The organism is Leucobacter chromiireducens, from assembly GCF_003917135.1.
In the GTDB taxonomy this organism is placed as follows: domain Bacteria; phylum Actinomycetota; class Actinomycetes; order Actinomycetales; family Microbacteriaceae; genus Leucobacter; species Leucobacter chromiireducens_A.
In genome coordinates this window covers 56,431-81,638 of the sequence record NZ_RPDI01000012.1, presented here as the reverse complement: position 1 = coordinate 81,638, position 25,208 = coordinate 56,431, and the positions used below count along the sequence as shown (strand labels likewise).

The 25,208-nt window shown below is 70.4% G+C and carries 22 protein-coding genes; 17 read left to right on the top strand and 5 right to left on the bottom strand.

Annotated features, from left to right (window positions below):
- Positions 1–2 precede the first annotated feature (2 nt).
- The 11 genes from EGM46_RS07780 to EGM46_RS07730 all read left to right on the top strand — a co-directional run bounded on the left by EGM46_RS07780 (position 3) and on the right by EGM46_RS07730 (position 11,038).
- The gene (locus tag EGM46_RS07780; RefSeq protein WP_125099591.1) at positions 3–1,844 is read left to right on the top strand and encodes an ABC transporter ATP-binding protein; all 1,842 of its coding nucleotides are present in this window, start codon (positions 3–5) and stop codon (positions 1,842–1,844) included.
- The gene (locus EGM46_RS07775) at positions 1,841–2,803 is read left to right on the top strand and encodes an ABC transporter permease (RefSeq protein ID WP_125099590.1); all 963 of its coding nucleotides are present in this window, start codon (positions 1,841–1,843) and stop codon (positions 2,801–2,803) included. Before EGM46_RS07780 ends, EGM46_RS07775 begins: the two co-directional genes overlap by 4 nt.
- Entirely contained in the window at positions 2,803–3,768 is a 966-nt protein-coding gene (locus EGM46_RS07770) for an ABC transporter permease (RefSeq protein WP_125099589.1), read from the top strand. The genes EGM46_RS07775 and EGM46_RS07770 overlap by 1 nt, the downstream gene beginning before the upstream one ends.
- A 34-nt stretch (positions 3,769–3,802) precedes the next feature.
- Complete coding sequence (locus tag EGM46_RS07765; RefSeq protein WP_125099588.1) at positions 3,803–5,104, top strand: alpha/beta fold hydrolase; 1,302 nt, start codon at positions 3,803–3,805, stop codon at positions 5,102–5,104.
- Positions 5,105–5,125: 21 nt separating this feature from the next.
- The gene (locus tag EGM46_RS07760) at positions 5,126–6,667 is read left to right on the top strand and encodes an aminopeptidase P family protein (protein ID WP_241156238.1); all 1,542 of its coding nucleotides are present in this window, start codon (positions 5,126–5,128) and stop codon (positions 6,665–6,667) included.
- Positions 6,668–6,816: 149 nt separating this feature from the next.
- Positions 6,817–7,248, top strand: a complete 432-nt coding sequence (gene rpsP, locus EGM46_RS07755; RefSeq protein ID WP_125099587.1) for a 30S ribosomal protein S16 — start codon at positions 6,817–6,819, stop codon at positions 7,246–7,248.
- A 5-nt stretch (positions 7,249–7,253) separates the two neighbouring features.
- Positions 7,254–7,568: an RNA-binding protein gene (locus EGM46_RS07750; RefSeq protein WP_125099586.1), complete on the top strand. Its 315-nt coding sequence runs from the start codon at positions 7,254–7,256 to the stop codon at positions 7,566–7,568.
- A 56-nt stretch (positions 7,569–7,624) separates the two neighbouring features.
- Positions 7,625–8,212 (top strand): ribosome maturation factor RimM, encoded by a 588-nt coding sequence (gene rimM, locus EGM46_RS07745; RefSeq protein WP_241156237.1) that lies wholly within the window; start codon positions 7,625–7,627, stop codon positions 8,210–8,212.
- The gene (trmD, locus tag EGM46_RS07740; protein WP_125099584.1) at positions 8,209–8,946 is read left to right on the top strand and encodes a tRNA (guanosine(37)-N1)-methyltransferase TrmD; all 738 of its coding nucleotides are present in this window, start codon (positions 8,209–8,211) and stop codon (positions 8,944–8,946) included. Before rimM ends, trmD begins: the two co-directional genes overlap by 4 nt.
- 23 nt (positions 8,947–8,969) lie before the next feature.
- Positions 8,970–10,295 (top strand): Mur ligase family protein, encoded by a 1,326-nt coding sequence (locus EGM46_RS07735; protein WP_125099583.1) that lies wholly within the window; start codon positions 8,970–8,972, stop codon positions 10,293–10,295.
- Positions 10,289–11,038, top strand: a complete 750-nt coding sequence (locus EGM46_RS07730; protein ID WP_431194071.1) for a type 1 glutamine amidotransferase — start codon at positions 10,289–10,291, stop codon at positions 11,036–11,038. The genes EGM46_RS07735 and EGM46_RS07730 overlap by 7 nt, the downstream gene beginning before the upstream one ends.
- A gap of 3 nt (positions 11,039–11,041) precedes the next feature.
- Here EGM46_RS07730 and EGM46_RS07725 read toward each other — a convergent pair whose 3' ends face one another.
- Positions 11,042–12,040: a DUF4917 family protein gene (locus tag EGM46_RS07725; RefSeq protein WP_164512837.1), complete on the bottom strand. Its 999-nt coding sequence runs from the start codon at positions 12,038–12,040 to the stop codon at positions 11,042–11,044.
- Positions 12,041–12,432: 392 nt separating this feature from the next.
- On the opposite strand from EGM46_RS07725, the gene EGM46_RS07720 reads away from it, so the two are divergent.
- Positions 12,433–12,990, top strand: coding sequence for a YceI family protein (locus EGM46_RS07720; protein ID WP_125099581.1), 558 nt, complete (start codon positions 12,433–12,435; stop codon positions 12,988–12,990).
- 107 nt (positions 12,991–13,097) lie between these two features.
- Here the strand turns inward: EGM46_RS07720 and EGM46_RS07715 are convergent, their stop codons facing one another.
- From EGM46_RS07715 to EGM46_RS07705, 3 genes are read right to left on the bottom strand one after another with little or no spacing between them, the layout of a single operon-like run.
- Positions 13,098–14,171: an FUSC family protein gene (locus EGM46_RS07715; protein WP_125099580.1), complete on the bottom strand. Its 1,074-nt coding sequence runs from the start codon at positions 14,169–14,171 to the stop codon at positions 13,098–13,100.
- Positions 14,168–15,217: an App1 family protein gene (locus EGM46_RS07710; RefSeq protein ID WP_125099579.1), complete on the bottom strand. Its 1,050-nt coding sequence runs from the start codon at positions 15,215–15,217 to the stop codon at positions 14,168–14,170. Before EGM46_RS07710 ends, EGM46_RS07715 begins: the two co-directional genes overlap by 4 nt.
- Positions 15,218–15,270: 53 nt before the next feature.
- Positions 15,271–15,924, bottom strand: a complete 654-nt coding sequence (locus tag EGM46_RS07705; protein WP_125099578.1) for a DedA family protein — start codon at positions 15,922–15,924, stop codon at positions 15,271–15,273.
- 328 nt (positions 15,925–16,252) lie between these two features.
- Between EGM46_RS07705 and EGM46_RS07700 the strand changes: the two genes are divergently transcribed.
- The 4 genes from EGM46_RS07700 (at position 16,253) to cydC (ending at position 22,426) form a co-directional block, all read left to right on the top strand.
- Positions 16,253–17,692: a cytochrome ubiquinol oxidase subunit I gene (locus EGM46_RS07700; protein ID WP_125099577.1), complete on the top strand. Its 1,440-nt coding sequence runs from the start codon at positions 16,253–16,255 to the stop codon at positions 17,690–17,692.
- Between the two features lie 13 nt (positions 17,693–17,705).
- Positions 17,706–18,734, top strand: a complete 1,029-nt coding sequence (gene cydB, locus EGM46_RS07695) for a cytochrome d ubiquinol oxidase subunit II (protein WP_125099576.1) — start codon at positions 17,706–17,708, stop codon at positions 18,732–18,734.
- A gap of 198 nt (positions 18,735–18,932) precedes the next feature.
- Positions 18,933–20,705 carry a thiol reductant ABC exporter subunit CydD gene (gene cydD / locus EGM46_RS07690; RefSeq protein ID WP_125099575.1) on the top strand — a complete coding sequence of 591 codons (1,773 nt, stop codon included), beginning with the start codon at positions 18,933–18,935 and terminating at the stop codon, positions 20,703–20,705.
- Complete coding sequence (cydC, locus tag EGM46_RS07685) at positions 20,702–22,426, top strand: thiol reductant ABC exporter subunit CydC (protein WP_206427534.1); 1,725 nt, start codon at positions 20,702–20,704, stop codon at positions 22,424–22,426. The genes cydD and cydC overlap by 4 nt, the downstream gene beginning before the upstream one ends.
- Before the next feature lie 343 nt (positions 22,427–22,769).
- Here the strand turns inward: cydC and EGM46_RS07680 are convergent, their stop codons facing one another.
- Positions 22,770–23,693 (bottom strand): aminotransferase class IV, encoded by a 924-nt coding sequence (locus EGM46_RS07680; RefSeq protein ID WP_164512836.1) that lies wholly within the window; start codon positions 23,691–23,693, stop codon positions 22,770–22,772.
- A 33-nt stretch (positions 23,694–23,726) separates the two neighbouring features.
- On the opposite strand from EGM46_RS07680, the gene EGM46_RS07675 reads away from it, so the two are divergent.
- On the top strand, positions 23,727–25,163 hold the full coding sequence (locus EGM46_RS07675) for an anthranilate synthase component I family protein (protein WP_241156236.1): 1,437 nt from the start codon (positions 23,727–23,729) through the stop codon (positions 25,161–25,163).
- The last annotated feature ends 45 nt before the right edge of the window (positions 25,164–25,208 follow it).

Here is a 25,208-nt window from a genome sequence, read left to right as displayed (position 1 = left end):
GGATGACGATTCTTGAAGTGTCGAACCTCGTGGTGGACATCCCCACCGAGGACGGCGATGTGCACGCCGTGCAGGACGTCTCGTTCGCGGTGCGCGAGGGGGAGTTCTTCGGCATCGTCGGCGAGTCGGGCTCCGGGAAGTCCGTGCTCGTGCAGTCGGTGATGGGGCTGATCCCGCAGGCCAAGACCTCGGGAACGGTCGCGTTCCGCGGGCAGAACCTCCTGACGCTCGGCCCGGATGGGCTCCGCCGGCTGCGCGGCAAGGAGATCAGCATGATCTTCCAGGACCCGCTGTCGAGCCTGCACCCGCAGTACACGATCGGGTGGCAGATCGTCGAGCAGATCCGCGCGCACGAGCCGGTCTCGCACGCCGAGGCGAAGGCGCGCGCGATCGAGCTGCTCGAAAAGGTGCGGATCCCGAACGCCGCGGAGCGCTTCGACGCGTACCCGCACCAGTTCTCCGGCGGCATGCGCCAGCGCGTCATGATCGCGATGGCCCTCTCCCTCGGCCCGGCGATCATCATCGCGGACGAGCCGACCACGGCCCTCGACTCGACCGTGCAGGCGCAGATCCTCGACCTCCTCGCCGAGATGCGCGCCGACCTCGGCGCCACCGTGATCATGATCAGCCACGACCTCGGCGTCCTCGCGCGCGTCGCCGACCGCGTCATGGTGATGTACGGCGGGCGGCGCCTCGAGCTGGGGGAGAGCGCCCAGGTGCTCGGCAACCCGGCGCACCCCTACACCGCCGGCCTGCTGCGCTCCTCCTCATTCAACACGGCGCCCGGCGCGCCGCTCGTGCCGATCGCCGGGCGAACGCCGAGCTTGCTCGCGCCACCGAGCGGCTGCGTGTTCCAGAGCCGCTGCCCCGACGCGATGGAGATCTGCGGCCAGCGCCCGCCGCTGCGAGCGTTCACCGACGGCACCGAGGCGCTGTGCTGGCTGGAGACGCCGCCGAGCGCCCCGGCAGCGTCCGAGCCCGCGCTGCCCCCGCTCACGATCTCCGAGCACGACGCGATCGTCGAGGTGCGCGATCTCGAACTCGAGTTCCGGCAGCGGCGCCAGGCGCCGAAGCGCGTGCTCGATGGCATCAGCCTGAGCGTGCGGCGCGGCGAGACCCTCGGGCTCGTTGGCGAGAGCGGCTGCGGGAAAACGACGCTGGCGCGCGCGATCGCCGGCCTGATCCCGCAGACGAGCGGCACCGTGCACTTCGACGGCCGGGACACCTCTGAGCTGCGCGGCGATCAGTGGCGCGCCCAGCGGCGGCGCGTGCAGGTGGTCTTCCAGGATCCGTTCGGCTCGCTGAACCCGAAGCGCCGGGTTGGCGCGATCATCGGCGATCCGTTCCGGATCCACGGGGTCGCCGCCGGGCGCGAGCGGCAGGAGCGCGTGCAAGAACTCATGGAGCTCGTCGGGCTGAACCCCGAGCACTTCAACCGCTTCCCCTCGCAGTTCTCGGGCGGCCAGCGCCAGCGGATCGGGATCGCGCGCGCGATCGCGCTCCGCCCGGAACTCGTGATCCTCGACGAGCCTGTCTCGGCGCTCGACGTGTCCATCCAGGCGCAGGTGCTCAACCTGCTCGACGACCTCCAGCGCGAGCTGGGGCTCACCTACCTGTTCATCTCGCACGACCTCGCCGTGGTGCGCCACGTGTGCGACCGCATCGCGGTGATGGAGGGCGGCCGCATCATCGAGCTCGGCGACGCGGAATCCGTCGCGGGCGCCCCCCAGCAGCCGTTCACGCAGCGCCTGCTCGCCGCCGCGGCACCCGAGATCCCGCGCAGGCCGCGCGAGCGCGAGCTGCTCGCCGTCGGCGCGCCCGCCACGATGGAGGACCACGCATGACCCGCGTCTTCTCGAAAGAGACCACGGTGATCATCACCCCGGCGGCCGCCGCGCGGCGCGCCGCCGAGGTGAAGGCACGCAGCTCCTGGCAGCTCACGCTCGCGCGCCTCGTGCGCGATCCCGCGAGCATCGCCTCGGCGATCGTCATCCTCTGCATCGTCGCGTTCGCGCTCGGCGCTCCGCTCGTCGCGCAGTGGACGGGGCACGGACCCACCGAGCAGTTCCGCGAGACCGGGCTGTCCGCGGCGGGCATCCCCGTCGGGCCGCGCGGCGAGTTCCTGCTCGGCACCGATCAGCTCGGCCGCGACATCCTCGTGCGCCTCGCCTACGGCGCACGCGTCTCGCTCCTCGTCGGCGTCGTCGCCTCGCTCATCGCGTCGGCGATCGGCATCCTCATCGGCATGATCGCCGGCTTCTTCGGCGGCGTGGTCGACACGATCCTGAGCCGCGTGATCGACCTCGTGATGAGCGTGCCGTTCCTGCTCGTCGCGATCGCCACCGTGTCGGTCCTCGGCCCCAGCCTGCAGCTGTCCATCGCCGTGATCGTGTTCTTCAGCTGGACCGGCCTTGCGCGCGTGATCCGCGGGCAGGTGCTCGCCATCCGGGAGCGGGAGTTCGTCGAGGCTGCGCGCTCGCTCGGCGAGTCGCGCGTGTCCATCATGTTCACCGGCGTGCTGCCCAACCTCATCGTGCCGATCATCGTCTACACCACGCTCATGATCCCGGCCGCGATCGTGTTCGAGGCGACGCTCTCGTTCCTCGGCCTCGGCATCGTGCCGCCAACCCCCAGCTGGGGCAACATGCTCGCCGACGCGGCGAACGGCTCGATGTACATGGTCGCGCCGTGGATGGTGCTCGTTCCCGGTCTTGCGCTCCTCGCCCTCACGCTCGCCTTCAATCTGCTCGGTGACGGTCTGCGCGACGCGCTCGACCCGTCCTCCACGAAGGGAGGGAAGTGATGATCCGCTTCCTCGCCTCGCGCATCGGCTTCGGTGTGCTCGTGCTGTTCCTGCTCAGCGTGTTCGTGTTCGTGCTGTTCTACGTCACCCCCTCCGATCCCGCGCGGATCATCGCCGGCGACAAGGCGACCGAGGAGCTCATGGCGCAGATCCGCGCGAACCTCGGGCTCGACAAGCCGATGCTTGAGCAGTACCTCATGTTCATCGGCAACCTCGCGCAGGGCGACCTCGGCTTCTCCTACCGCACGAACCTGCCGGTCGCGGACATCGTGCTCACGCGGATCCCGATCACGATGTCGCTCGTCTTCGGTGCGGTGATCGTGTGGCTGCTCATCGGGATCCCGATCGGCATCGCATCGGCGAAGCGGCCGGGGAGCCTGCGCGACCGCCTGGGGCAGGGCTTCGCGATCGTCGGCATCAGCTTCCCGACGTTCGTGCTCGGCATGCTGGCGCTCTACACGCTCTACTTCCTGCCGACGAAGCTCGGGATCACACTGTTCCCGCCGTCCGGATACGTGCCCTTCACGCAGGACCCGCTGCAGTGGGCGTGGCACCTGATCCTGCCCTGGCTGACGCTCGCGCTCGTCACGAGCGCCGTATACGCGCGGCTCACCCGCGGCCAGATGCTCGAGGTGCTCGGGCAGGACTACGTGCGCACCGCGCGGGCGAAGGGGCTCACCGAGCGCCGCGTCACCTACGTCCACGCGTTCCGCAGCGCCATGCCCCCGCTCGTGACCCAGCTCGGCATCGACATCGGCATGCTGCTCGGCGGCGTGATCGTGATCGAGCAGGTGTTCGGGCTGCAGGGCGTCGGCGCGCTCGCGGTGACGAGCGTTGCGATGCAGGATCGCCCCGTGGTGATCGCGATCGTGCTGCTCGGCGGCGTCTTCGTGGTCATCTCGAACCTGGTGGTCGATACGCTGTACGCGCTGCTCGACTCGCGCGTTCGCACCGCGAGCGCGTAGCGCGAGCGACACACAACTGGAGAACGGAATACGCATGCAGCGAAGCGCTGAATACCTGATCGGCACCGACATCGTCGCGCGGGACGTGTGGACGACGGTGCCGCTTGATTGGAACGATCCAGCGGGCGAGACGATCCGCGTGTACGCGCGCGAGCTCGTCGCGGCCGAGCGCCGCTCCGAGGACCTGCCGCTCATGGTGCACCTGCAGGGTGGGCCAGGCGGCAAGGGGACCAGGCCGCTCGCGCGGAGCGCGTGGGTGGGGGCTGCGCTCAAGCGGTTCCGCCTCGTGATCCCGGATCAGCGGGGGACCGGGCGCTCAACGCCGCTGTCGGGCAGCGACTTCGCCGAGCTGCCGGCCGAGGAGTCGGCGCGCCGACTGTCGCTGCACCGGGCCGACTCGATCGTGCGCGATCTCGAGGCCGTGCGCGCGACGCACTACGCGGGGCGACCGTGGTGGTCGATCGGCCAGAGCTACGGCGGCTTCCTCACGCTGCACTACCTCTCCACGGCGCCGGAGGCGCTCGTCGCCTCGGCGGTGACCGGCGGCCTCGCGGCCCTCGAACCGGATCCAGCCGAGGTGTATCGCCGCACCTTCCCGCGTGTGATCGAGAAGAACCGACGGTTCCGGGAGCGTGCCCCGCACCTCACTGCGCGCGTCGACCGGATCGCCGACCTGCTCGCCGCGGAGGACGTGCGACTCGCCGACGGGGATCGGCTCACCGTGCAGCGCTTCCAGACCCTCGGCCTCGACTTCGGGATGGCCCCGGGGTTCGACCGCGTGCACTGGCTCCTCGACGAGGCGTTCGCCGACGCGGCGGAGACCCGCCTGAGCGACACCTTCCTCGCGACGGTCGGCGAGGCCACCGGCTTCGCGACGAACCCGCTCTTCATCGCGCTGCAGGAGAGCATCTACGGGCCCGGCCCCTCGGCGTGGGCCGCGCAGCGGGAGCGCGACGCGCGGCCCGAGTTCGCGCCGTCGGCCCGCTCGCTGCTGTTCACGGGCGAGATGGTGTTCCCGTGGATGTTCGAGGAGATCCGCGCGCTCCGCGGCTTCCGCGCGGGCGTCGAGCTGCTCGCTGCGCGCGAGTGGCCGATCGAGATGTACGACACCGCGCAGCTCGCGGAGAACGAGGTGCCCGTCGAGGCCGCCGTGTACTTCGACGACATGTACGTCGATGCCGGGCTCTCGCTCGACACCGCGGCGCGCGTCGCCGGGCTGCACGCCTGGGTCACCAACGAGTTCGAGCACGACGGCGTCCACCACGACGGGGTCGCCGAGCGGCTTTTCACCGCCCTGGAGCACCGGCTCGGCGGCGCGCTTCCCACCCGCAACTAGTTCTCAGGAGGAGAATCACTGATGTCACACGCTTCGCACGGCTCGCACGCCTCCCAGGCGCCCCAGGCGCCCCAGGCGCCCCAGGCCACGAGCCTGTCCGGGCTCGGTGCGGCGATCCGCACGGTCGACTGGGAGTCCGGCATGCCGAACTCGCGCGCGGTGCGCCGCGATCCCCGCATGCCGCTCCTGTCGACCACCCCGGGCTTCACCGAGTGGATCAGCACGGGGTGGGGCGAGGCGGATCGCACGCCGCGCGTCGAGCCGGGCGCGAGCGAGGCCGCGGCCGCGCACCGCGCGCGGCTCTCCGCTGCGCTGCCTGGCCAGTCGCTCGTCGTCACCGCGGGGCGTGCGCAGCTGCGGGTCAACGACAACTTCTTCGAGTTCCGCGCCGACAGCGACTTCCTGTGGCTCGTCGGCTACGGCGTCGAGGACGGCGTGCTCGTGCTCACGCCTGCGGCTGGCGGGCACGACGCGGTGCTGTACGTGACGCCGCCGGCGCGCCCGGGGGACGCGGCTTTCCACGCCTCGGCAGCCCACGGCGAGCTGTGGGTCGGCCCGCAGCCGGGGGTTGCCGAGCTGCAGGCCGCGCTCGGGCTCACGGTGCGGCCGATCTCCGAGCTCCGGCTGCCGGCCGGCGCGCTCGTGGCGGGGGCCGCGGTCGTCGCGGCCGGCGCCGGCGCCCAGCTGGACGGCACGCCCCGCTCCGCGGAGCTCGCCCGCGTGCTGTCCGAGCTGCGCATGTTCAAGGACGAGTGGGAGATCGCTGAGCTGCGCCGCGCGATCCTCGACACGGTCGACGGCTTCGCCGAGGTGCGGCGCGAGATCCCGCGCGCGATCGAGCGCGGGGGAGAGCGCTGGCTCCAGGGCACCTTCGACCGCCACGCCCGCACGGTGGGGCAGGCGCCCGGCTACACCACGATCGTGGGCGCCGGCGCGCACGCGCCGGTGCTGCACTGGGTGCGCGCGGACGGCGAGATCCTGCCCGATGAGCTCCTGCTGCTCGACATGGGGGTGGAGGGGCGCTCGGGGTACACCGCCGACGTGACGCGCACGCTGCCGGCGAGTGGCACGTTTAGCCCTGTGCAGCGCGAGGTGCACGACCTCGTGGAGCGCTCGCACCGGGCCGGGCTCGCCGCTGTGGCGCCCGGCCGGCCGTGGGCCGACTTCCACGCGGCCAGCATGGAGGTGATCGCGCACGGGCTCGCCGACTGGGGGCTGCTGCCCGTCTCGGTCGATGAGGCGCTCTCCGAGCACGGCCAGCAGCATCGCCGGTACATCGTCTGCGGGGTTGGGCACCACCTCGGCCTCGACGTGCACGACTGCGACGGTTCGAGCTACGAGGCCTATCTCGGCGGTACGGTGCAGGCCGGCATGGCGCTCACCGTCGAGCCAGGTCTGTACTTCCACGCCTGGGATGAGACGGTGCCGCCGGAGCTCCGCGGGATCGGCGTGCGGCTTGAAGACGACCTGATCGTCACGGAGTCCGGGAACACGGTGTTGAGCGACGCGCTGCCCATCGACGCGGCCGGAATCGAGGCATGGATGGCAGATCAGCTCGGATAGTCGCCGAAAAACCCCTGGTCGCAGCAAAAATTGCGCAATGGGGCTCCGCTGTGGCAAAATGGACGAGTTCACGCACTCGCGTGCCCAGGCTTTCGCGCAGCGGCTCAGTTTCGCCGCGTGGCGTCGTTTCACAATCAAGGAGTCATCTCATGGCAGTCAAGATTCGCCTCAAGCGTCTCGGTAAGATCCGCGCACCCTACTACCGCATCGTCGTCGCCGACTCGCGCACCAAGCGCGACGGCCGCGTGATCGAGGAGATCGGCAAGTACCACCCGACCGAGAACCCCTCGTTCATCGAGGTTGACTCGGATCGCGCGCAGTACTGGCTGAGCGTCGGCGCGCAGCCGACCGAGCAGGTCGCGGCGATCCTCAAGCTCACGGGCGACTGGGGCAAGTTCTCGGGCGAGGGCTCGACCGAGTCGCAGGTCAAGGCTCCCGAGGCGAAGGCAGTGTTCGAGGCCGACAGCGCCAAGAAGACCGTGCTCCGCCCCAAGGCTGAGAAGCCGGCTGAGGCTCCCGCCGAGGCAGCTGAGGCTCCCGCCGAGGACGCAGCCGAGGCTGCCGAGAGCACCGAGGACTAATCCTCTTGGCTGAACAGGCGCTCGCTGACGCTCTCGGACACCTCGTCCGGGGCATCGTCGACCATCCGGAGCGCGTGCGTGTCGATTCCCGCGGCGGATCGCGCGGCGAGGTGCTTGAGGTGCGCGTGCACCCGAGCGACCTCGGCCGCGTGATCGGCCGCGGCGGCCGCACCGCCTCCTCGCTCCGCACCGTCGTGAACTCGCTCGCCGCTGGTGAGCGCGTGCGCGTCGACGTCGTGGACACCGATGTGGCCGAGGCCGACGCGGTGGACTCCGACGCGGCCGAGGCTCCGGCCGGCGCGACCGGAAGCGACGCCTGATGGCCAGCGCCTCCGGGCGCGCGCATGCTCCCCGTCCCGCTCGCGGGGCGGGGAGTTTGCGTGTCGGACGCCTGACCAAGCCGCACGGACTGAAGGGGGGCATCAAGCTCGAACTCTTCACCGACAACCCCGAGCTGCGCTTCGTCCCCGGCGCTGAGTTCGCGCTCCAGGTGCCCGAGGACTCGCCCTGGTTCGAGCGCACGATCACGCTGCGCGAACTGCGCTGGTTCAACGACTCCCCGGTCGGCTTCTTCGAGGAGCTGCCCGATCGCACCGCCGCCGAGGGCATCGTCCGCGCGATCCTCTGGATCGACGAGGACGCCGTCGCCGAGGGCGAAGAGGAGAACGCCTGGTACCACCACCAGCTCGTCGGCCTTGATGTCGTCGAGGGCGAGCGGAAGCTCGGCGTGGTCGCCGAGGTGCAGCACCTGCCAGCGCAGGACCTGCTCGTTGTGACCACCGAGACCGGCAGCGTGCTCGTGCCGTTCGTCGAGCAGATCGTGCCGAGCGTTGACATCGAGGCCGGCGTCGTGCTGGTGACCCCGCCAGCCGGGCTCTTCGAGGAGCGCGACGCCGAGATCGCCGGTGGGCCGGGCTCAGGCGGCGACGCCGCGAGCGAGCCAGACGCGGACCGCCGCGCATGAGGATCGACGTCGTCTCGATCTTCCCCGGCTACTTCGACGCGCTCGAACTCTCACTGCTCGGCAAAGCCAAGCAGCGCGGGATCGTCGACGTGCGCGTGCACGATCTGCGCGAGCACGCGCACGACAAGCACCGCACGGTGGACGACACGCCGAGCGGCGGCGGCGCAGGAATGGTCATGAAGCCGGAGCCATGGGGTGCCGCGCTCGACGCCGTGCTCGCCGAGGACGGGGCGGATCCCGATCCGCTGCTGATTTTCCCGTCACCCGCTGGGGATGTGTTCACGCAGCGGATGGCGCGCGAGCTCGCCGAGGAGTCGCACCTCGTGTTCGGCTGCGGCCGCTACGAGGGCATCGATCAGCGCGTGTTCGACGAGTACGCCGAACGCGGACGCGTCCGCCTCGTGAGCATCGGCGACTACATCCTGAACGGCGGCGAGGTCGCGACGATCGCGATGATCGAGGCGATCGCGCGGCTCGTTCCCGGCGTGGTCGGCAACCCCGAGAGCCTCGTCGAAGAATCGCACGAGGACGGGCTGCTCGAGTACCCGAGCTACACGAAGCCGGCCGAGTGGCGCGGCCGAGCGGTGCCGCCGGTGCTCCTGAGCGGCAACCACGCGGCCATCGCCGCGTGGCGCGCCGAGCAGAGCGTCGCGCGCACCCGTCGCGTGCGACCCGAGCTGCTCTCGCGCGAGCAGCGCGGCGAGGCGCGCCCCAGGCACGCAGCCGACGAGTAGTCACGCTCCACTAGGCTTGCTCCATGCGTGATGTGATCTCCGCCCTCATCGGGAAGAGCGTTCGGCAGGCCGCCCGCCTGCGCGGTGGCGGCTCGGCGCTCCCCGGCCTCGTCGTCGAGAAGCTCGACCCCGGCTTCCTCGGGCGCGTGCTCGGCCGCCTGCCCTACGGCGTGATCGCGGTGAGCGGCACCAACGGCAAGACCACCACAACGAAGATGATCGTGGAGATGCTCGAGGCCCAGGGGCTCCGGGTGTTCACGAACCGTACCGGCTCGAACTTCTCCCGCGGGGTCGTCGCCGCCGCGGTCGCCGAGGGCTCGCTCGCTGGTCGCCTCGACGCCGACATCGCGGTGCTCGAACTCGACGAGGCGCACGCCATGTTCTTCATCGACCGGGTGCCGCCGCGCTTCACCCTGCTCCTCAACGTGCTGCGCGATCAGCTCGACCGCTTCGGGGAGATCGACACCACGGCGAAGCTGCTGCAGCGCATCGCCGACGCGACGAGCGAGGGGCTCGTGGTGAACCGCGAGGACCGGCTGATCCGCGAGATCGGTGAGCGCACGCGGCTCCGCACCGCGGCCGTCGATGTGCGCGAGTTCGGCCTCTCCGACGACCTGCTCGCCACCTTCCCGAGCGACGACGACTTCCACGCGAGCGCGCCGGCCGGACGGCTCGCGCCTGCGGGCGACGCCGACGTCACGCTCATCGAGCTCGGCGACCACGAGGCCGTGTTCGAGATCGACGGTGTGCCCCACCGCACCGGGCTGAAGCTCGAGGGGCTCTACAACACGTTCAACGCCGCGGCGGCGCTTGCCGTCGTGCGGCAGGTGCTCGAGGCCGGCCCGCTGCCGGACCACGCGGCACGCGTCGTGCCGCCCGCCGACACCGAGCGCATCGTCGCGGCGCTCGCCGAGGTGCGCCCCGCGTTCGGCCGCGGGGAGCAGCTCGAACTCGACGGCCAGCCGCTCGAACTCGTGCTCGTGAAGAACCCGGCCGGCTTCCGCCTCGGACTCGCGTCCTTCGCCGCCGACGGGGTCGCCGCGATGATCGCCATCAACGACCAGTACGCCGACGGCCGCGACATGTCCTGGCTGTGGGACGTCGACTTCAGCTCCCTCGCCGGCACCGGCGTCGACACGGTGAGCGGCGCGCGCGCCTGGGACATGGCGCTCCGGCTCGAGCACGATGACGTTCCGGTCGGCGCGGTCGAGGAGGATCTTGGCCGCGCGCTCGCGTCGTTCCGCCAGCGCACCATGGGCCAGCCGCGCCGTATCTACTGCACGTACACGGCCATGCTTGAACTCCGCCGCGCTCTCGCGGAGCTGACTGATGTGGAGGACATCTGGTGAGCGCAGCAGCACCGGCGGGGGAGACCGCGCCCGAACTCGTGATCGTGTCGCTCTACCCGCGCGACATGAACATCTACGGCGACCGCGGGAACGTGCTCTCGCTGGAGCGGCGCGCACGGGCGCACGGTTTCGCGCCGCGCGTCGTCGAGGTGAACCCTGGCGATGCGCTCCCCGAGCACATCGACATCATCGTCGGCGGTGGCGGTCAGGACTCCGGGCAGGGGCGTGTGGCCGCGGACCTCGCGGAGCGCGCCGACACGATCCGCGAGCTTGCACGCGACGGCGTGCCGATGCTTATGGTGTGCGGGCTCTACCAACTGTTCGGGCACCGGTTCGTGACGCACACGGGGGACGAGCTCGCCGGGATCGGGGTCCTCGACGTTGAGACGCGCGGCGGCACCGAGCGGATGATCGGCAACATCGTGCTCGACACCGCCGACTTCGGGGAGATCATCGGCTACGAGAACCACAGCGGCAACACGACGCTCGGCCCCGGGTCCGAGCCGCTCGGCCGGGTGCTCCAGGGCGCGGGCAACAACCCGAACGATGGCGTCGAGGGCGCGCGCACCGGCAACGTGATCGGCAGCTACCTGCACGGCTCGCTGCTGCCGAAAAACCCGGCGCTCAGCGACTTCCTGATCGGCGAGGCGGCGCGCCGCCGCTACGGCAGCTTCGAGCCCCGCGCCGAGGTGGGGGAGACGGTGCTCCGCGCCCGCGCGAGCGCGAAGCGCCGCCCCCGCTAGGGCTCAGCTCCAGACCGCGGCTGAGCCCGCGTCGTAGAAGTGCACGCTCAGCTGAGCGCCGCCCAGCCTGTCGCGCTCGCCGGCGAGTCCGTGCGCGCGGTCCCTGAGCGCAGCGGATGAGGACGAGTCGGGCCGAAGCCCGGCGTAGAGCGAGTGCACGGTACTTTTCGGGCTGGTGAGCTGATCGAACAGGTGTGCGTCGTTCGCGTCGAGTGAAGATCCGAACGTGAACAGCGCACCCGAGGCCTCGCCCAGCCGATCGAAGCAGTGCGTCAGGTACCGGCTCTCGGCGATCCGTTCGCGCTTCGTGCGCGAGGCTCCCTCGGTCACGATGAGGGGGAATTCCTCTGCTTCAATGCGCCGGCGAATGTCCGACATGATGTGCGTGTTGCCCGGGCCGAACGCTTTTGTGAGCTGATCGCCCTGCTCAAACACATGGATCGCGCCGTGGAGGTAGTGAACGCGCTGCGCATCGGGCTTCCTCCATCGGTACCCGTTCTCCTTGGAACCGCGGAAACCGTCATCCCGCACCACCTTGCGCTCGTCATCGTCGTTCGTCGCCCAGTAGACGAGGAGGTCGTAGTTGGTGGTGAAGATCTCTTCGAAGTGCTCGAGGAACGTGCGGACGTGGGTGCGCTGATTCGTGTTGAGCTTCCTCGCGTGGTCGGGGTGCAGCTCCGCGATCGCGGTACACAGTGCGGCCCGGATTCCCGCGCTGTCCTTCCGAATGCTGCCAGTGAGGGGGCTCGCGGGGTCGTACAGCTCAACGAGCTCGGCCGTGCGATCCAGCCTGCGGATGATCGCCTCGAAGTCGGAGCTGCCCATCACGCGTTCGAGCTCCGTCTTCTCCGTGGTGAGCGAGACCCGGGCGCGTGCCCAGAGCGACTTGTAGTTGAACGACTCATCCAAGTAGCTGCGGCTAAACCCGTTCCCCAACAGCACCGTCGGCTTCTTCTCGGGCTCGCAGGCTTTCGCTGCGGCTATGGCCTCTGCAAATGTCATGGGTTCTGTGTGCATTCCCTGAGGCTATCGCCCCTGTGCGCCGAAGCGAGGCGAAGCCCCTCCCGTTACGTAGTCACCGCCATGAATTCAGTGCCATTCCGCGCCTCGGTGCCCCCAGGAACGTGCGGGTCCTGGCGCTGTACGCCGGGTGCGCGCCCGGCGGCAGCGCCGAACACGGCGTTCGCCGTCGCCCTCGTCCCAAACCAGGCGGAGAAATCTGGGATCTCGGGCGAGAAGCCCGGTTCGGCTCCGAAATTCGCGATTTCTCCGGTGGGTTGGGGGTGCGCGAGGCCCGGCCCGCAACGCGGTGGATTTTTTTTGCATTGCGCAGGAATATTCGTTTGCATGTATCTGTTGCACCCCGTGACACGCCCCCAAACGAAAGGCATCGCATGACCATCACCGCTGATCAGATCCCCGGCTACCGCACTGGCACCTGGGTGATCGACCCGACCCACTCCGAGGTGGGCTTCTCCGTCCGCCACCTCGCCATCAGCAAGGTGAAGGGCAAGTTCGAGAACTTCGACGCCACCTTCGTGACCGCCGAGAACCCGCTCGAGTCGACCGTGACCGCGTCGGCTGAGGTCGCTTCGGTGAACACGAACGAGAAGAACCGCGATGGCCACCTCCGCACCGGTGACTTCTTCGCCGCGGAAGAGTTCCCGCAGCTCACCTTCGTGTCGACCGGCGCCCGCTCCGAGAACGGCGACTTCAAGGTCGATGGCGAGCTCACGATGCGCGGCGTGACGAAGCCCGTCACCTTCAACTTCGAGTTCGGCGGCTTCGGCGAGGACGGCTACGGCAACTACAAGGCCGGCTTCACCGCGACCGCCACCGTGAAGCGCGAGGACTTCGGCCTCACCTGGAACGCGCCCCTCGAGAAGGGCGGCCTCCTGCTCGGCTCCGATGTGACCATCAACATCGACGTGCAGGCAGCCCTCCAGGCCTAATCGCGCCAGTGCGCGGCGCTACGCGCCACGCACCACACACACCAGAGGCGGGGCATCACCTTCGGGTGGTGCCCCGCCTCTGGCGTGTCAGCCGGATCAGCGGCGGCTCAGTCGAGCTCGCCGGTGATCCGGCCGCGCACGCGGCGCAGGTCCTCCATCAACGAGCCGATCAGCACCCAGTGCTCCGGATGCGGCTGCGGGATCGTGTAGGGCTTGGTCAGTGCAGGCGGCTCGACGGGCAACGCGTCAGCGCCGGTCGAGGTGAGGCGGCCCAGGCGCTCGAGATCGTGCGCGGCGCGGCGCATCTCCTCCACCATGCCGATCACCGACGGGTCGGTGACGAGATCCGGATCGTAGAGGTCGGCGGTGGCGCGCGCCATGCCGATGATTTGCGTGACGATCCGCTGCAGGCGCTGGAAGAGCTCATCGTCGTCGGCGAGTCCCTGCCGGAAGCGGCGGCTCCGCGGGTTCAGGCGGAGGCTCTCGCGGGCCTGCCTGAGGAGGTCGTGTACGCGGCCGCGCTCGGCCTGCAGCGTCCGGGCCTCGGCCAGCATCTCGGCGAGCCATGCCTGGTCACGCGGCGCATCGAGGGCGTCGGCGATGCGCGTGAGCACCCGCGCCGAGTGGTCGGTGAGGGCAACGATCGCCTCGTGGACCGAGGAGTTCTTGATCGGGGCGACGACGAGCGCGTTCAGCGCGACGCCGATCGTCGCGCCGATCGCGGTCTCGATGAGCCGCTCGGCGCCGTAGTGCAATTCGAGCCCGCCGAGTGCGATCATGAGGAGCGCCGTGATCGCGATCTGGTTGGTCGACGACGGGGTCATCCTGAGGAGCCAGCCGACCGCCATGGCCACGCAGATGGCGGCGATGAAGAGCCACGACTGCGGGCCAAACAGCGCGCCAGCGCCGAGCGCAACGGAGATGCCGACGAGGACGCCGACGACGCGCTCGATGCCGCGGGTGAGTGACTGATCGACGTTGTCCTGCATGACGATGAGCGCGGCGATCGCGCCGAAGATCGGCAGCTGCTCGGGGAAGATGAGGAGGCAGATGAACCAGGTCAGGATCGCTGCCGCCGCGCCCTTCGCGAGCTGAAACCAGGAGGGGCGCACTGCCACGGTGAACCGGCCGGTGAGGTTGCGCTCGAACCGCCGGAACGGGTGCGTGGCCGGGCCAGTCACAGGACGCCGAGCTTTCGCAGCTCCTCGCGGAGCGTTGCCCCGTCCGGGCCGTAGACCCACGGCACCCCGCTGGTGGTTCGATTCAGGCGCGCCTTCGAGCGGCCCCCAGCGAGCACCGCCTCGCCGATGGAGAGCTGGCGGATCGCCACCGCGGCGACGTTCTGCGGGTGCGCGGTCGCGAACTCGTGGTACAGCGACTCGTCGTGCTGGCCGTCGTCGCCGATGAGCACCCAGCGCACGTCGGGGAACTCGCTGGCGAGCCGCTTCAGCTCGCGCTGCTTGTGCTCGCGTCCGCTGCGGAACCAGCGGTCGTGCGTCGGGCCCCAGTCGGTGAGGAGGAGCGGCCCCATCGGGTACAGATTGCGCGCGAGGAAGCGGCTGAGCGCCGGGGCGGCGTTCCACGCCCCGGTGGAGAGATAGACGACGGGGGCCCCGGGGTGCGCTGCGGCCAGGTGGTCGAGCATCACGGCCATGCCGGGCGTCGCGGAGCGCGCGTGCTCGTCGAGCACGAAGCTGTTCCACGCGGCGACGAACGGCTTGGGCAGCGCGGTGATCAGGATCGTGTCGTCGACGTCGGAGAGCACCCCGAACTTCGCCTCGGGATCGACGATGTTCACCGGCGCGTCGGCAACCTCGCTGTCGCCCGCCTGCAGGGAGACGGTGTGCCAGCCAGGGGTGAGCTGCACCGGCACGATGGAGTCGATGACGCCGCCGCGATCCGCCGTGACCTCGGCGACGAAGTGGCCGTCGATGTGCACGCGCACCCGCTCGTGCGGCGCGGACAGGCTCGTGAACGTTCGCCACCCTCGCACGCGCGACACCTGCGCAACATCGGGGCGGAATCGAGTGTGCTCGCGGGTGTCGGGCTTCAGGTAGAGCACGCGGCCGAGCACGCGCACCCACTCGGTGCTGCCGTAGCCGATGTACGGGATCACTGACGGGGACTTCCCGCGCGAGACGGCACGGCGTGCGCGGCGCACGTGTACCCAGTCCTCAAGTCGCGCCGCGAAGCGTGGGCGGGAGTCGGGCTGGTCGGCGGCAGTCACCTAAGACAGTCTAGAGCGTTTGACCGTGGCGCTGGGGCCACCGCCGCGGGTCGTTACTGCGCGCCTTCCCGGGCGTCGAGGTGCCGCCGCTCGCGGGAGAAGAATGCGCGCTTCAGCCCCCACAGCACGAGGAGCACCACGATCGCCGCGCCGACGAAGATATAGCCGGCGCCCTTCACGCGTCCGGCGAGCTGCTCGTAGCCGGCGGCCGCGCCAGCGCCGAGCGACACGACGATCACCGACCAGAGCACGCTGGCCGAGGCGGTCCAGCGCAGAAACACCCGGTACGGCATCCCGGTCATGCCGGCGGTCAGGGGGATGAGGGAGTGCAGCACGGGGAGGAACCGCGACAGGAACACCGCGACCCCGCCGCGCTCCCCGAGGTAGTGATCCGCAAGGCGCCACTTGTCCTCGCCGAGCCGCTGCCCGAGGCGGCTCGCGCGCAGTCGCGGCCCGGCCCAGCGGCCGAGGGCGAAACCAATGCTCTCGCCCGCGAGCGCGCCGAGCACGAGCGCGAGCACGAGCCAGGCGAACTGCGCAGCGCCATCGACGCCGAGCGCGGCGACGAGCGCGATCGTGTCGCCCGGCACGACGAGCCCAATGAACACGGAGGTTTCGAGCAGGATCCCGATGCCGGCAATCAGCGTGCGAAGGGCGGGATCAACGTCGCGCAGGGCGGCGATAATCGCGTCGAGGAGCTCCGTCATTTCACCGAGTGTAGTCAGCGATCCTGCCCGGCTTTCCGTGGATCACCTGACGGTACCGTGGCCCTATTCCCCGGTGGGGCGTGCTCTGGTAACGCGGGTGGGAGCCCTTGCGGAAACTCGTTCGGGGCCGAACGAAATGTCCTTTGATCCCGAGGAAAAAGTGTGTTGATGTCAAAGTTGATTCGCAGCTGATTCTCAGATATTGATATTCTGGGATCACCCGGTCGCCGACCGGGAGCTCCGGCGAGAATTACATCTCGTGGCGGATCTCACTATGGGAGTGTGGCTCCAGGTGTGGGGTACCACCTCCTTCGTTCAGGAGCGATACATGAACGAATTCCTCGACGCGTTGACGCTTGCTCGATGGCAGTTCGGCTTGACAACGCTGTACCACTTCATTTTTGTGCCGCTGACCATCGGCTTGAGTCTGCTCGTTGCGATTCTGCAGACGGTCTGGGTGCGCACCGGCAAGGTCAAGTACCTCAAGCTCACGCGGCTCTTCGGAAAGATCTTCCTGATCAACTTCGCAATGGGCGTCGTGACCGGCATCGTCCAGGAGTTCCAGTTCGGCATGAACTGGTCGAACTACTCGCGCTTCGTCGGCGACATCTTCGGTGCGCCCCTCGCGATGGAGGGCCTCATCGCCTTCTTCTTTGAGGCGACCTTCATCGGCCTCTGGATCTTCGGCTGGGACAAGCTGCCGAAGAAGGTGCACCTCATGACGATCTGGTTCACCTGGATCGGCACGGTGCTCTCCGCCTACTTCATCCTTGCCGCGAACGCGTTCATGCAGAACCCGGTCGGCTACTCGCTGAACGAGGAGAAGGGGCGCGCCGAGCTCGAGAGCATCGGCGACGTGCTCCTCAACCCGGTCGCGATCACGCAGTTCCCGCACACGATCTTCGCCGCGCTCATGTTCGCCGGCACCGTGATGGTCGCGGTTGCCGCATGGCACCTGAAGCGGAACCAGTTCGTCGACGAGATGCGCACGGCCCTCCGCTTCGGCGCGTGGACGAACATCATCGCCTTCCTCGGCGTCGGCCTCACCGGCCACTCGCTCGGCATGGTGATGACCGAGACGCAGCCCATGAAGATGGCCGCGGCCGAGGCGCTGTACGAGAACGCCTCAGGCGCGGACGCGTCGTTCTCGATCTTCAGCCTGGGCACCCCAGACGGCGCGCACGAGATCTTCTCGATCCGCATCCCGTACCTCCTCTCGTTCCTCTCGACCGGCACGTTCGACGGTTCTGTCGAGGGCATCCGCAACCTGCAGAGCGACTACGAGGCGATGTACTGCGGCGCTGACTCGCTGATGACCTGCCCGAGCGATGGCCAGTTCGCGCCCATCATCTGGGTGACCTACTGGGCATTCCGCTGGATGATCGGCCTCGGCGCGCTCGCCGCGCTCGTGTCGGCCGTTGGCCTGTGGCTCACCCGCAAGAACACCGAGCTCCCCGCGTGGACCTGGAAGGTCGCGATCTGGACGGCTCCGATCCCGATGCTCGCCTCGCTCGTCGGCTGGATCTTCACCGAGATGGGCCGTCAGCCCTGGATCGTGTTCGGAGTGATGACTACCGAACGAGGAGTGTCGCCCGGCGTGCCCGGCTGGGCAGTGCTCGTCTCGTTGCTCGTGTTCACCGTGGTCTACGGCGCGCTCGCGGTGGTGGAGTTCAAGCTCATCACGAAGGCCGCGAAGGAAGGCCCGCCGGAGATCGCGGAGACCACCGACGGCGAGCCCGACCACCAGTCGCTGGCGACCGTCTACTAGGAGGAACAGAAACATGGAACTCACCACACTCTGGTTCTTCATCGTCGGTGTGCTGCTCATCGGGTACTTCGTGCTCGACGGCTTCGACTTCGGCGTCGGCATGTCGCTGCCGTTCCTCGGCAAGGACAACACCGACCGTCGGCTGCTGATCAACACGATCGGCCCGGTCTGGGATCTCAACGAGACCTGGCTGATCGTCGCGGGTGCCGCCCTCTTTGCCGCGTTCCCCGAGTGGTACGCGACGATGTTCTCCGGCTTCTACCTCGCGCTCCTGCTCATCCTCGTCGCGCTGATCCTGCGCGGTGTCTCCTTCGAGTACCGCCACCAGGGCAAGGGACAGCAGTGGACGCGCTGGTTCGACCAGTTCATCTTCTGGGGATCCGTGCTGCCGCCGCTGCTCTGGGGCGTCGCGTTCGCGAACCTCGCGCAGGGCCTCCCGATCGTGCCGCTCGAGGGCGGTGGCTGGATCTACGAGGGCACGCTGCTCACCCTGCTGAACCCGTACGGTCTGCTCGGTGGCCTCACCCTGCTGCTCATCACCTTCACGCACGGGCTCGTCTTCGTCGCGCTGAAGACCGTTGGGGACATGCGCGAGCGCGCCCGCGCGCTCGCGACGAAGGTGGGGATCGCGGCGATCGTCGCCGGGGCCGCCTTCCTCGTCTGGACGATCGTGCAGCACCTCGACAGCGACACTCTCTGGGCGATCGTGACGTGCTCGGTGATCGCGGCGCTCGCGCTGATCGGCGGCTGGCTCGCCAACCTGCGCGGCCGTGAGGGCTGGGCGTTCACCGCGAACGCTGCGGCGATCGTGTTCGCGCTGCTCGCCGTGTTCATGGCGCTCTTCCCGTACCTCATGCACTCGAACATCGACCCGGCATACTCGATGTCGATCGTTGATGCTGCGAGCTCGCAGAAGACGCTGGAGCTCATGACCTGGGTGGCCGGCTTCACGCTGCCGCTCGTGCTCGCCTACCAGGCGTGGACGTACTGGGTGTTCCGCAAGCGTCTCTCGCGGGACGCGATCCCCGTGGGCGCACACTAGGGTGCTGCTGGGCGAGCGGCCATGCGCCGCCCGCCCAGCAGGCCACACACGCACTCGGCCCCGGGAAGTGACGCTCACCTCCCGGGGCCGATCGCGTTCGCCCGGGGTTTCATCAGATGTACGCCTCCCAGCTCCCGTAGACTCGTGGGAGGCGCGTTCTCCGCCCGCTCTCGCCTCACCGACCGCAACAGGATGCTCGTGAAACCTTTCGATCCGCGTCTGCTTCGTCACGCGCGCGCAGCGCGCAGCGTGTTCCTGATCGGCGGCGTGCTTGGCCTCATCCGCACGCTCGCGATTCTCGCGTGGAGCTGGTTCCTGGCGCACACGATCACCGTGGTCGCGCTGCCCGCGCTCGCGGGGGCCGGCGGCGGCGCGGGCCGCATCGCCGAGGGTGCGTACGCGCGAGAGGAGCTCTCGCTGCTCGTCGGCGGCGGCGCGGGCCGCATCGCCGAGGGTGCGTACGCGCGAGAGGAGCTCTCGCTGCTCGTCGGCGGCGCCGCGATCGCGCTCATTGCGCGCTCCCTCGCGGCCTGGGGCATGGACACCGTCGCGGCCCGCGGCGCCGTGCGCGTGAAGTCGCAGCTGCGCGCCGCAGCTCTCGCCGCGATCGACGGGCGCTCCCCGCAGCGCGGCGACGGCCGATCCGACGCCGAGCTCGCGACGGTGCTCGGGCGCGGGCTCGACGCCCTCGACGGCTACTTCGCCGGCTACGTTCCGCAGCTGATCCTCACCGCGGTCGCCACGCCGATCCTGATCCTCGCCGTGCTGCTCGCCGACCCCGTGAGCGGGATCACCGTGCTGATCGTGTTCCCGATCATCCCGATCTTCATGATCCTCATCGGGATGGCGACGCAGAGCGTGCAGGACCGGCAGTGGGCGCAGCTGCAGCACCTCGCCACCTCGTTCCTCGACGCGGTGTCCGGGCTCGCGACGCTGAAGATTTTCCGCAGGGAGGATCGGCAGACCGCGCGGATCTCCCGCGCAACGAACGAGTACCGCTCGCGCACCATGAAGGTGCTGCGCGTCACGTTCCTCTCCGGCTTCGTGCTGGATCTCGCCGGCACGTTCTCGATCGCGCTCGTCGCGGTCACCGTCGGCACGCGCATGGTGAACGGGGAGTTCCCGCTCGGCCTTGGGCTGTTCGTGCTGCTGCTCCTGCCCGAGGTGTTCATCCCGATCCGCCAGGTGGGTGCCGCCTTCCACGCCTCGACCGAGGGGCTCTCCGCGTCGGCGGATGTGTTCGCGCTCATCGAGGGCGAGGGCGAGGGCGGTGTGGCTGGCCAGGGCGCCGGGGCTGGTGTGAGCGAGGGCGTCGGTACCTCCGTCATTGGCGCGTCCGGCGCGCTCGAGCTTTCGCAGCTGCGCGTCGCCCGCGATGGTCGCACCGTGGTCGGGCCGGTGGACCTCCGGGTCGCTCCCGGCGAGGTCGTCGCGCTCGCCGGGCCATCGGGCGCCGGAAAATCGACGCTGCTCGCAGCGTTCCTCGGCTTCGTCGCGCCTGCCGCCGGGCACCTGACCCGGCCGCGGCAGCTCGCCTGGGTGGGGCAGCGGCCGGGGCTCCTGCAGGGCACGGTGGCCGATAACGTCGCGCTCGGGGCGCCGGAACCAGCTGATCGGGATCTCGTTCAGCGCGCGCTCACCGCGGCAGCCCTGCCGCGCTTGGATCCCGAGCGAGAGCTGGGGGCGACGGGCACCGGTGTCTCCGGAGGCCAGGCGCAGCGCATCGCGATCGCACGCGCGCTGTACCGCGCCTGGACGCTGGGGCCGGACACGGCACTGCTGCTGGACGAGCCGACGTCGGCGCTCGACCGCGAGACGGAGCGGGAGATCTGCGCGACCCTGCGCCGCGAAGCCGAGGCCGGCCGCGCGGTGCTCGTCGTGAGCCACCGCACCGACGTGCTCGACGCGGCGGATCGCGTGGTGCGGATCACCCCGGCGACGATCGACGAGAAGAAGGAGCTCGCGCGATGAGCACACCGATGCCCACCGCCGAGCAGCGGGTCCTCGCGCGGGCGCTGCCGTCAGCGAGGCGGCGCTTCCCCGGGTTCGCGTTCGGCGTGCTGGCCGACGGCTGCATCGTCGCGCTGCTCGCACTCAGCATGTGGCTGATCGTGCGCGCGGGCGAGCAGCCGCCGATCCTGCACCTCACGTTCGCGATCGTCGGCGTGCGCGCGCTCGCGATCGGCCGTGCAGCCTTCCGCTACACGGAGCGCATGTTCAGTCACGACGCCGCGCTCGCGCAGCTCGCAACGCTGCGCTCGGAAACGTTCACGGCCCTGATCCCGCGCATCCCCGGCGCTATTGAGTCGCATCGTCGCGGTGAGGTGCTCGCGGCGTTCGTCGATGACGTCGACCAGCTGCAGGACGAACCGCTGCGCGTGCGGCAGCCGCTCGCGGTCAGCCTCACCGTCGTCGGGCTGAGCGTCCTGGTGATCGCACTGATCTCGCCGGTGGCGTCGCTCGTGCTCATCGGCGTGCTCGGCGTGTTCGGCGCGCTCGCGATCGGGCTCGCGAGTCGCATGGCCGGAGCGTCAGACCGGGAGCTGAGCGCCGCACGCGCGGGGCTCGTCGACGCGCTGCTCGAGCGCTTCGCCGCGGCCGAGGTGCTCGTCGCGTTCGACGCGCTCGATCAGCAGCGTGCCCGCATCAGCGCCGCTGAGGAGCGCCTCACCGCCGTGCAGCTGCGCCGCGCGCGCTCCGCCGGGGTGACCGGGGCGCTGCTCTCCTTCGGCGCGGGGTTCGCGTCGCTCGCCACGCTGCTGCTCGTGGCGCCGGCCGTCGGGTCCTCGCTGAGCGCGCCGCTCTTCGCCGCGGTCGTCGTGGTGCCGGCCGCCGTGTTCGAGGTCTTCGCGCAGGTGCCCGCGGCGCTCGCGGCCCGGCGGGTCGTCGCGGCGAGCGCCTCCCGGGTCGCCGCGCTCACGGAGACGCCGATCCCGGCTGAGATCCCGCGCGCCGATGCGGTCGCCGATGGTGTGCTCTCGGATGGTGCGCTCGGTGCCGGGGCCGATGGCGCCGTGTCTGGGGCCCGTGCATCGGCCGCGGCCGTCCCCGGCGCGCCGCTCATCGAGATCGCAGATCTCGCCGTGCGCCACCCGGGAGCCGACCGCGACGCGATCGCGGGCCTCAGCTTCACCCTCCAGGCGGGGGAGACGCTCGTCGTCACCGGCGAGAGCGGGGCGGGCAAGAGCACGCTCGCGCTCGCGCTGGTGCGGTTCCTCGCGTACCGCGGCTCGTATCGGCTGCGCGGCGTTGAGGTCACCGCGCTTCCCATCGCGGAGGTGCGCGCCACCGTCGGTCTGTGCGAGCAGTCGCCGCACCTGTTCGACGCTGATCTGCGGCAGAACCTGAAGTTCGCGCGCGACACCGCGAGCGACGACGAACTCATGGCGGTGCTCGACCGCGTGGGGCTCGGCGAGTGGGCCCGCTCCCGGGGCGGCCTGGACGCGCGCGTTGGCGAGCACGGTGCGCTCGTCTCCGGCGGCCAGGCGCAGCGGATCGCGCTCGCGCGTGCGCTCCTCGCCGACTTCCCCGTCGTGGTGCTCGACGAACCGACCGCCGGCGTGGACCGCGAGCTCGCCGATCGACTCCTCACGGACCTGCTCGGCGCGGTGCCGGCGGACCGCGCGGTGATCCTGATCACGCACACGGAGCTGCCGTCCGGCCTCCCGGTGGCGGGGCGCCTGGCGCTGTAGGGCGGGGGCGGGCGGGCTGGCCCCGCCCGCCCGCCCGGCCCGCCCCACCTCTCCACCGACTTTCATCGACTTTGCGCCACCTCCCGGCCCCCATTCCGGCGCAAACCCGCACCATTCCCGTTGCGGCTGCCACCGACGGTCCCGTGCCGGGCGACCGCCGCACCCCGCCGCACCCCGCCGGGCCCCGCTCGACCAGCCCCGAGCCTCCCGGAGCCCCCGGACCCCTCACGCCACATTTAGTTGGAGTTTGGGCCGTTCACGACGGTGGATACCGGCGCAAAGTCTCACTAAATGGGATTTATGACCGGAGGGTCGGCCGGGGGTGAGCGAGGGGCGGGCGGAGCTAGCCCCGGATCGGAGTCCAGGCGCGGTCCAGAGCCTCTCGGAACCAGCGGAGCCGCGACTCGTTGGGGGTCGGCTGCGGCACACCGTCGATGTGCGTCACCGGGCGGATCCCGTGCAGCGCGTTCACCGCCCACACCTCGAGCCCGTGCAGCTGCGCGGGAGTCGGGTCACGATCCCGGTCCCGGCCGAACCCCCCGAGCACGAGCCCGCCGGTGCGCGAGCGGTTCGGCTTCTCACCCACCAGGCGGCGCGCGGCCGCCTCAACCAGCACGCCCTCGGTGACCGAGTCCACTCGCACTCCGGATGCGATCACGCAGCCCGAGCTGTCGCTCTCGTCGCGCCACACGATCAGACTCGTGGTCGCGCCCTCCCGCACGGTGCAGGCCGGGCCGGTCAGCAGCGCCTCCGCGCCCAGCGAACGGTTGAGCTCGCCCAACACGGCGATGTTCGGGCCCTTCCACTCCGCGTGGTCGAGCGCGACGTTCCCCGCGGTTCGGAGCTCGATCGTGTCTCGGAGCTCGGGCAGCGGGCGCAGCGAGAGCTCGAACGAGAGCCCCCCGTCAGGCTCACGCCAGAGCTCCAGCCGGGGGAAGCCCTCGCCGTACGCCGCGATGCGGTCGGCCGCTTCGGTGAGGAAATCGTCGAGGAGCGCGGAAGTGTGCCCGCCGATCTCACTGCGCACCGCCGTGACCTCGAAGGAGCCCCACGTTCCGACGTCCGCACGGAGGGCCTGCTCCGCGCGTGCGCGGAGCTCGTCTGCGTGTGCCACCGACCCCGCCGCCGGTGCGATCGCGTCACACACGGTCGACCGGAACCGACCGACATGCGCCTCCCACGCGCGAACCTCTGCGCGCCCCTCTCGCACGCGCACGCGAAACGAGTCGGCGACCAGCAGCTGGCGCGTCGCTCCAGGGTTCGTCATCCCGCGAGCGTACCACCGCGCTACGCTAGGCAGGTGGCGGAGGCAGAGTCGGGGAGGGTGCGTCGCGCGGTGACCATTCCGGGCGGCGCCGAGGGGCTCGCGCGCCGCCTGCGCGAGGGCCTTCCGGCCGACGCCGGATCCTGGTTCTGGCTCGACGGCGCTGCGGCCGGGGCGGGGGAGGAAGCGGTGAGCTACCTCGGGATCGCTGCCGCGGTCGCGACCGCAGCGCCCGGGCAGCACGGCGAGTTTCTGGAGCTGATCGGGGGCCACCGAGCAGCTCGGGATCGCTCCGCCGCCGCGTCGGCTCCCAGCGTGGGCTTTCACTCGGGCTGGGTGGCGGCGCTCGGCTACGAGTTCGGGGAGGCGCTGCTCGGCCTCGACCCGACGCCCGACGATGTCGCCGCGGCCCTCGCGCTGCGCGCCGACGTCGTGGTCGCGGTGTCGGGTGAGCGCGGCGAACTCCGTGCGGCGCGCGACGCGCACATCGACGCGTGGCTCGCGGAGCACGGCGGTCTCCTCGCCGGGGCGTCGGCCGGCTGCGATCCCGAGCCCGGCAGCGATCCCGAGCCCGGCGGCGATCCCGCGCGAGCACCAGTGCCAACCGCGCCACCCGTGCCGCCCGCCTGGCGCCATGACGACGGCGCATACGCGGCAGCGGTTGACGCGTGCAAGGCCGCGATTCGCGATGGCGAGGCGTACGTACTGTGCCTCACGGACACGCTCACCGCGACGACGCGCGCCGATCCGCTCGACCTCTTCCTGGAACTCCGCGCGCGCGGCGGGGCGCTGCGCGGCGGACTCATCGTGACGCCGGGCCGGGCGCTCGTGAGCGCGAGTCCCGAGCGGTTCCTCAGCATTCGCGGGAGCCGCATCGACACCCATCCGATCAAGGGCACCAGGCCGCGCGGCGGCACCCCGGCCGAGGACGAGCGGCTCGCGGCAGAGCTGCGCGCGGACCCCAAGGAGCGCGCGGAGAACCTGATGATCGTCGACCTCATGCGCAACGACCTGTCACGGGTGTGTGCGCCGGGAAGCGTCGCGGTGACCGGGTTTCTGCGGGTCGAGACCCACCAGCACGTGCACCAGCTCGTGAGCACCGTGTCGGGGGAGCTGCGCCAGGGGGAGGGGGCCGCGTCGGCGATCGCCGCGTGCTTCCCCGGCGGCTCGATGACCGGGGCGCCCAAGCGCCGGGCGATTGAGCTGCTGCGCGAGTTCGAGGCAGGACCGCGCGGCCTGTACGCCGGCTGCTTCGGTTGGCTCGATCGGGGCGGCGATGTGGAGCTCGCGATGACGATCCGCGGGGTGGAGCTGCGCGGCGCCGGCGACACGCGCACGGCGCGGATCGGCGCGGGCGGCGGGATCACGGCCGACTCGCGCCCGTCCGCGGAGCTCGCCGAGAAGCACCTGAAGGCCGCGTCGCTCGTGCGCGCGCTCGACGCCGTGAGCGCACTCGACGCCGCGGGCGCGTGAGCGCCGGGGATCCTGATCGAACGCGGTATCCTGGAGGGTATGTGT

Coding starts and splice junctions, on each gene's coding strand:
- EGM46_RS07780 (WP_125099591.1), top strand. CDS start 3: ATGACGATTCTTGAAGTGTCGAACCTCGTGGTGGACATCCCCACCGAG.
- EGM46_RS07775 (WP_125099590.1), top strand. CDS start 1,841: ATGACCCGCGTCTTCTCGAAAGAGACCACGGTGATCATCACCCCGGCG.
- EGM46_RS07770 (WP_125099589.1), top strand. CDS start 2,803: ATGATCCGCTTCCTCGCCTCGCGCATCGGCTTCGGTGTGCTCGTGCTG.
- EGM46_RS07765 (WP_125099588.1), top strand. CDS start 3,803: ATGCAGCGAAGCGCTGAATACCTGATCGGCACCGACATCGTCGCGCGG.
- EGM46_RS07760 (WP_241156238.1), top strand. CDS start 5,126: ATGTCACACGCTTCGCACGGCTCGCACGCCTCCCAGGCGCCCCAGGCG.
- rpsP (WP_125099587.1), top strand. CDS start 6,817: ATGGCAGTCAAGATTCGCCTCAAGCGTCTCGGTAAGATCCGCGCACCC.
- trmD (WP_125099584.1), top strand. CDS start 8,209: ATGAGGATCGACGTCGTCTCGATCTTCCCCGGCTACTTCGACGCGCTC.
- EGM46_RS07735 (WP_125099583.1), top strand. CDS start 8,970: ATGCGTGATGTGATCTCCGCCCTCATCGGGAAGAGCGTTCGGCAGGCC.
- EGM46_RS07725 (WP_164512837.1), bottom strand. CDS start 12,040: ATGACATTTGCAGAGGCCATAGCCGCAGCGAAAGCCTGCGAGCCCGAG.
- EGM46_RS07720 (WP_125099581.1), top strand. CDS start 12,433: ATGACCATCACCGCTGATCAGATCCCCGGCTACCGCACTGGCACCTGG.
- EGM46_RS07705 (WP_125099578.1), bottom strand. CDS start 15,924: ATGACGGAGCTCCTCGACGCGATTATCGCCGCCCTGCGCGACGTTGAT.
- EGM46_RS07700 (WP_125099577.1), top strand. CDS start 16,253: ATGAACGAATTCCTCGACGCGTTGACGCTTGCTCGATGGCAGTTCGGC.
- cydB (WP_125099576.1), top strand. CDS start 17,706: ATGGAACTCACCACACTCTGGTTCTTCATCGTCGGTGTGCTGCTCATC.
- cydC (WP_206427534.1), top strand. CDS start 20,702: ATGAGCACACCGATGCCCACCGCCGAGCAGCGGGTCCTCGCGCGGGCG.
- EGM46_RS07680 (WP_164512836.1), bottom strand. CDS start 23,693: ATGACGAACCCTGGAGCGACGCGCCAGCTGCTGGTCGCCGACTCGTTT.